Annotated in this window: 8 protein-coding genes; 2 read left to right on the top strand and 6 right to left on the bottom strand. The window is 72.8% G+C overall.

All coding sequences use genetic code 11. The features are described from left to right. Positions 1 to 497: aspartate/glutamate racemase family protein (locus tag D471_RS0129260; RefSeq protein WP_017601907.1), on the bottom strand; the 497-nt coding region annotated here is incomplete at its 3' end. A gap of 129 nt (positions 498 to 626) precedes the next feature. On the opposite strand from D471_RS0129260, the gene D471_RS0129255 reads away from it, so the two are divergent. Then, entirely contained in the window at positions 627 to 1,316 is a 690-nt protein-coding gene (locus D471_RS0129255) for a helix-turn-helix domain-containing protein (RefSeq protein ID WP_017601906.1), read from the top strand. Positions 1,317 to 1,366: 50 nt separating this feature from the next. Here the strand turns inward: D471_RS0129255 and D471_RS40540 are convergent, their stop codons facing one another. Further along, a complete protein-coding gene (locus tag D471_RS40540; RefSeq protein WP_017601905.1) occupies positions 1,367 to 1,531 on the bottom strand; it encodes a hypothetical protein in 165 nt (54 codons plus the stop codon). 201 nt (positions 1,532 to 1,732) lie between these two features. Here D471_RS40540 and D471_RS0129245 point away from each other — a divergent pair, with 201 nt between their 5' ends. Then, the gene (locus D471_RS0129245) at positions 1,733 to 2,506 is read left to right on the top strand and encodes a bestrophin-like domain (RefSeq protein ID WP_017601904.1); all 774 of its coding nucleotides are present in this window, start codon (positions 1,733 to 1,735) and stop codon (positions 2,504 to 2,506) included. Positions 2,507 to 2,577: 71 nt separating this feature from the next. On the opposite strand, the gene D471_RS39230 is transcribed toward D471_RS0129245, so the two are convergent. The 4 genes from D471_RS39230 to D471_RS36815 form a co-directional block, all read right to left on the bottom strand. Beyond that, the gene (locus D471_RS39230) at positions 2,578 to 3,267 is read right to left on the bottom strand and encodes a hypothetical protein (protein WP_017601903.1); all 690 of its coding nucleotides are present in this window, start codon (positions 3,265 to 3,267) and stop codon (positions 2,578 to 2,580) included. A 77-nt stretch (positions 3,268 to 3,344) separates the two neighbouring features. Then, complete coding sequence (locus D471_RS0129235) at positions 3,345 to 4,997, bottom strand: sodium/solute symporter (RefSeq protein WP_017601902.1); 1,653 nt, start codon at positions 4,995 to 4,997, stop codon at positions 3,345 to 3,347. Then, positions 4,994 to 5,419 carry a hypothetical protein gene (locus D471_RS0129230; RefSeq protein WP_017601901.1) on the bottom strand — a complete coding sequence of 142 codons (426 nt, stop codon included), beginning with the start codon at positions 5,417 to 5,419 and terminating at the stop codon, positions 4,994 to 4,996. The genes D471_RS0129235 and D471_RS0129230 overlap by 4 nt, the downstream gene beginning before the upstream one ends. Next, the coding region (locus tag D471_RS36815) for a LytTR family DNA-binding domain-containing protein (protein WP_017601900.1) at positions 5,416 to 5,828 on the bottom strand (413 nt) is incomplete at its 5' end. The genes D471_RS0129230 and D471_RS36815, both read right to left, overlap by 4 nt.

Here is a 5,828-nt window from a genome sequence, read left to right as displayed (position 1 = left end):
GCGCGGGCCTGCCTGACGATGGCCTCGACGGCGGCGTCGCGGTCGCGTTCGACGTCCAGGACGCCGAGCCCGCTGGCGCGGACGGACGCGCAACGGCCGTCGAGGCGCGCGAGCGCGAGCCGGTCCTGGATCAGGGGGACGGTGCGGTCGAGGCTGGTCACGACGGAGTAGCGGCGGCCGACGAGGCAGGCCAGGTGGGCCGCGGCCTCGGTGATGTCGACGACGGGCGCGTCGCACAGTTCCTGGAGTCCCTCACGTCCGTGCTCTCCGAAACCGGCTTGGACGACGGCGTCGTAGGGGCGGTCGTAGGCGGCGACGCGGTCCATGACCGCCACGGCGGACAGGTAGCTCTCGAAGTTGCCCTCGACGGACTCAGGGCCGAAGAAGGGGGTGAGCGGCACGATCTCGGTGCCGGGCGTCGCGACCGACCGTGCCCGCTCGGCGAGCACGTGGGTCACGGAGTCGGTGGTGTTGACGTTGACCAGCAGGATGCGCATCCTCGTCCTTCCGCGCCTCGGGTGTGGCGTGCGCCACTCAGCGGGGCCACCGTAACTCTTGTGAAGCTATGGCTTCAAGACTTGTTAATCAATCACTTCACTCGATGGCTACATAGACTTAACACCGCTATGACGACCCCCTCAGCAGACAACAACGCCGGTGACCTCGACGAACAGCGGATCGGCGGGCGCATTCGCGACCTGCGCAAGGAGCACGGGCTCTCGCTCCGCGCCCTGGCCGATCGACTCGACATCAGCGCCAGCGCGCTGTCCCAGATCGAGCGCGGCAAGATGCGTCCCTCGGTCACGCGCCTGTACCAGATCATGTCCGAGCTGGGCGAGCCCATGACGGCGATCTTCGGGGAGGGGGACGCGGACGCGGAGCGCGCGGAGTCCGAGGAGGAGCGGAGGGACGCGCCGGGCTGGTCGGGCCCGCCCGTGGCGGAGGGGCGCGCGGTCAAACCGCCGTCGGAGGTGCTGTCCGACCACGTGTCGGTGACGCGCGCCGACGAGGCCGCCGCCCTGACCCTGAGCCACGACGTCCGGTACCGCAGGCTCACCCCCGAGCAGGTGCCCGGGATGAGCTACTTCGAGTCGACCTACCCGCCGGGCGCCTACTCCAGTCAGAACGCGGAGTTCGTGCGGCACAGCGGCTACGAGATCGGTCTGGTGGTCAGCGGAGAACTCGTGGTGGACACCGGGTTCGACACCCACCGCCTAGGGCCGGGCGACACGATCTCCTACCCCTCGACCACGCCGCACCGGATCTCCAACCAGTCGGACGTGCCCGCGGTCGCCATCTGGCTCAACCTCCCCTGAGCCCCGGGGCCGCGTCGCCGCCGGAACCCGTCCCCCCGCGCGCCGCGCGGTCAGTCCTCGATGCGTTTGATCGTGCGCACCCGGTCGGCCGCGATGCGGAAGACCACGCCGATGCCCTCCTTGGTGAAGTCGACGAACGCTCCGACGGTCATGAAGTGGTCGGCCTCGACGTCGACGGTGTCGCTGAACCCCTCGTTGATTCTGAACGTCGCCATGGTGCCTTCCCTACGACGCTGCGGTCCGGTGGCGCTACCACCAGCGTAGACCCGTGGGTGGTCGCCCGCCCGTCGGGACGATCGCCCCCGTGCCCCGACCGGAGGGGGAACATTTCGGGGCGTTCTCTCCTTCGCCCCAGGCGGTGACCCCGCCCGTGCTACGCATGGACGGTAACCCACCGACTTCCCCCGGGATAGCTCATGATGTCGTTCCTGCTGGTCCTCGCAGTCCTGGTCGCCATGGTCGGCGGCGCCGTGCTCGCCACCCGGAGATTCGGGGTCAGCGACGAGTTCTCCGGCGGCGCCGTCGGCGTCGTCATCGCCCCCTGCGCGCTCGCCCTGTACCTCGTGGCCGCCGCGATGGGGGTCGTGATCGGCTGGGAGGACTTCAAGGCGGCTGAGGACGGCACGGTCTCCGAGGCGGGCGCCGCCCAGTCGCTGTACTGGAGCACGACCGCGTTCCCCGACGCCGAGGGCGAGGCCGTCCGCTCCGAGCTGCGCGCCTACCTGACCACGGTCGTGGAGGAGGACTGGCCCCTGATGGAGCACGAGGGCGTGCTGAGCCCGGAGGGCGACGACGCCCTCGCCGACCTGGCCGCCTCCGTGCGGGGACTCTCGGTCTCCGACACCGGCGACGGCCTGGACCGCCTGACCGCCCGCCAGGAGCTCACCAACCTGAGCGACGCCCGGATCGAACGGGCGGACGCCGCCGGGGACACGGTCCCACCGGTCCTGCTGGCCATCGCGGTGGTCTCCGCCGTGGCCGTGGCGGTGCTGCCGTTCGCCATGATCAAGCGGGGCGCGACGGTCGCCTACTTCTGGGGGTGGATCAACCTGGCGTTCGTCTTCGGCACGATCGTCCTGCTGTTCTCCCTGGGAACGCCCTACAACGACGTCCTCGCCAACGACGCCGGAGGCATGGAGGACACCCTGGCCGCCTTCGAACGCGCCGACCAGGCCCTCGACGCGCGTTAGCGGTGTTCGTCCTGGGCCTCCGCTGCGCTTTGGCCCGGGTTCGTCCTGGGCCCGCCGCTCCGGGGCTCCGGTCACCCCGCCCCGCGTGCGGCCGCCGCCCGGCCCGAGCCGGCGGCGGCCAGCGCGGCGACGACCGCGACGACGACCATGGTGCGCATGGGGGTGAACGCCCCGGCGGCCGTCTGTCCGCCGGAGCCGGAGACGTCCGCCAGCACCTGCTCGCGCACGTCCTCGGCCACCTCGGGCAGCGGCTCCGGGGACGGGGAGGGCTCCTCGTCGGCGGGCTCCTCCGTCGGTGCCGCCCCCTCGGGCTCCGCGGGAGCGGGCGCCGGGGCGGTGGCGCCGGGCTCGGCGGCCTCGCGACCGGCTTCGGGCGGCGGCTCGGGAGCACCGGGGTCGGCCGTGCGCTCGGGTTCGGTCGGCCTTGCGGGGGCGGAGGGAACGGGCGGCTCCGGTTCCGGCGCCCCCGGTCCGGCGGGCTCGCACGGCGGGACCTCGCCCGTCCGCACCACCACGCGCACCCCGTTGGCGCACACCAGGACGTAGGACCCGGCGCGCACCTGGATCCGGGTGTCCGGCGCCGTGACGTCGACCCCCTCGGGGCCCACGTCCACACTCGTTCCGCCACTCTCCACACGCACCCCCGACGGGCCGACCGTCACGGGTCCGTCGGTCTCCTGGACTGCGGCCGCCGCGGAACAGGCCAGTACGAGCCCGCTGGCCGCGATCAGGGCGGGCAGGGTACGTCGAGAGGGGGGCACGTCACTCCTCGTGGCACGGTGGGGTCGTGGTGTGATCGTACGGCGTCGGAGTCCTCCGCGCCCCCGAAACCGCCGCTTCAGGGCGAGTGGAGACGCAGGACCGCGTGTTCGGCCCAGTCCGGCGACCGGGTGAACCGGGAGACGACCGCCATCGTCGCGAAGGCCAGCGGGATCGTCCACGCCGCGGGCTGCGCCAGCAGGACCGTCGGCCATCCGGGCGGTGTGTCCACGAGGATCGACCATCCGACCGCGCCCGTCGCCGTCACCGCGCCGACGACCAGACCGGCCGCCGCCCCCGGCAGGGTCAGCCTCCGCCACCAGATGCCCAGGACGAGGAGCGGGCAGAAGGTCGACGCCGCCACGGTGAACGCCCACACCACGAGCACGTTGATGTCGATGCCCTGGACCGGCAGCGCCATCAGCACCGCCACGCACGCCCCCACCACGACCGCCAGTCGCAGCCGGGGCACGCTCCCCTGGAACAGGTCGTGCGACAGTCCGCCCGCCAGCGCCAGCAGCAGTCCGGACGACGTCGACAGGAACGCGCCGAACGCCCCCGCCGCCACCAGCGCGGTCAGCAGGGTGCCCGCCGTGCCCGGAGCCGCCTCGGCGGGGAGCACCACCGCGACCGTGTCGGTGCCGCGCAGCAGGACGAGTTGCGGGGTCAGCACCCTCCCCAGGAGCCCGTACACCGTCGGGAACAGGTAGAACAGCCCGAGCAGCGCGATCACGCCGACACCCACCCGGCGGGCCACGTGCGCGGTCGGACTGGTGTGGAAGCGCATGATGACGTGTGGCAGGCCCATGCACCCGAGCGTGATCGCCAGCAGCGTCGACCATGTCTCGAACAGGGGGAAACCGCCCGTACCCAACAGCGGTGTACTCCACTGCGCGCCACCCAGGTCCGGCAGACCCGCCGGGTGCGGGACGCCCGCCCCGGCCGGGAACACGTACTCGGTTCCCGCCGCCACCGTGTGCTCGCCCGCCGTCAGTTCCACCACCGCGCCCGACGGGTCGGTCACCGTGACCGGCTCCTCCAGGTGGAAGCGCGTGCCCACGGTGAACTCCACGGGTGTCGCCTCGGGGAAGCGCGTCCCCCACTCCGGGTGCAGGGCCTCGGCCCGGGTGTCCGCGCCCGCCACCGCCACGAGGTACACGGCGGGAACGGCGATGAAGGCCAGTTTGACCACGTAGTGGAAGGCCTGCACGTAGGTCGCCGACCGCATCCCCCCGGCGGCGATGGAGCCGCTCACCACGACCCCCGCGAGCACCACGCCCACCCAGTACGGGGTCCCGCTCACCAAGGTCAGAACCACTCCGGCGCCTTTGAACTGGGGCACCAGGTACAACAGCATGATCACCAGCACCACGAGGCCGCAGAGCTTGCGCAGCCGTGGCGCGCCCAGCCGGTACTCGGCGAAGTCGGGGACGGTGTAGGCCCCTGAGCGGCGCATCGGCCCCGCCACCAGCGCCACCACCGCGACGTAGCCCGCGGTGAACCCGACCGCGTACCACATCGCGCCGACCCCGTTCTTGAGCACCAGGCCCGCCAGCCCCAGCATCGAGGCGGCCGACAGGTACTCTCCGGCGATCGCCATCGCGTTCCAGTGGGGGGTGACGCGGCGCGAGGCCACCAGGAAGTCCGAGGCCGACCGCGCCGCCCGCACGCCGTAGACACCGATCACCAGGCTGGTGACCAGTACCAGGCCGATCGCCAGAACGGAGATCACCCGTCGTTCCCGTTCGGTCCAGGCGTCCGGGCCGTGGGACCGCCCGCGTCCCGCCCGTCCGCGTCCCGCCCGTCCGGGTCCCGCTCCTCGGCGCGCTCGGCCGAGCGCACGTGCCACAGCGCCAGCCCGAACAGCAGCGGGTACACCACCACCGTCAACAGCAGCCACGACACCGGGAGCTCCGCCCACCGGACCCGCCCCAGGGCCGGGAACAGGGCGAACACCCCGCTCATCCCGAAGAGCAGTACCGACAGCAGCGCGACCGTACGCGCCGCGATCCGCCGCTGGGCGCCGAACAGGCGGCGCGCCCGCTCGGTGTCCACCGGCTCCGGGAGCGGCAACAGGTGCTGCACCGGCCGGTTGCCCCTGGCCAGCGCGACCCGGGTCTGGGGGCTCGTCAGCTTCTCACGGCGCGCGCTCATGGCGTCGGCCGGTTCGGGTGGCCGTCACCGTCCCTGCCCCCGGGCCGCCCCGCCGGCCCGGTACGCGGGTTCGCCGCCCGGCCCAACTGGTCCCGCCGGGCCGCCTCCATCAGCTGTTCGCGCAGGTGGCGGCCGTGCCTGCGGCTGACCGGCACGTCACCGGCCGGGGTTCCCGCCACCAGGCCCGAGGAGGAGGTCACCCGCAGGTCCCGCACCCACGGGATGGCGACGAGGTAGCCGCGGTGCACGCGCACGAACCCCGCCGCCGCCCACACCTCCTCCAGGTAGGACAGGGACAGCCGGATCAGGTGCGTGTCGTCGGCGGTGTGCAGGCGCACGTAGTCGCCCTGGGCCTCGACGAACTGCACGTCGTCGCGCTTGACGAACACCGTCCGCCGCCCGGAGTCGA

The organism is Nocardiopsis lucentensis DSM 44048, assembly GCF_000341125.1.
Taxonomy (GTDB): Bacteria; Actinomycetota; Actinomycetes; order Streptosporangiales; family Streptosporangiaceae; genus Nocardiopsis; species Nocardiopsis lucentensis.
Note: the sequence above shows the minus strand (reverse complement) of the source record. Positions and strands in the feature narration are given on the sequence as shown.

What these genes read in the sequence shown, in the direction of transcription:
- D471_RS0129230 (WP_017601901.1), bottom strand. Translation starts at nt 5,419, where the DNA reads ATGAGCGCGCGCCGTGAGAAGCTGACGAGCCCCCAGACCCGGGTCGCG.
- D471_RS0129255 (WP_017601906.1), top strand. Translation starts at nt 627, where the DNA reads ATGACGACCCCCTCAGCAGACAACAACGCCGGTGACCTCGACGAACAG.
- D471_RS40540 (WP_017601905.1), bottom strand. Translation starts at nt 1,531, where the DNA reads ATGGCGACGTTCAGAATCAACGAGGGGTTCAGCGACACCGTCGACGTC.
- D471_RS0129245 (WP_017601904.1), top strand. Translation starts at nt 1,733, where the DNA reads ATGATGTCGTTCCTGCTGGTCCTCGCAGTCCTGGTCGCCATGGTCGGC.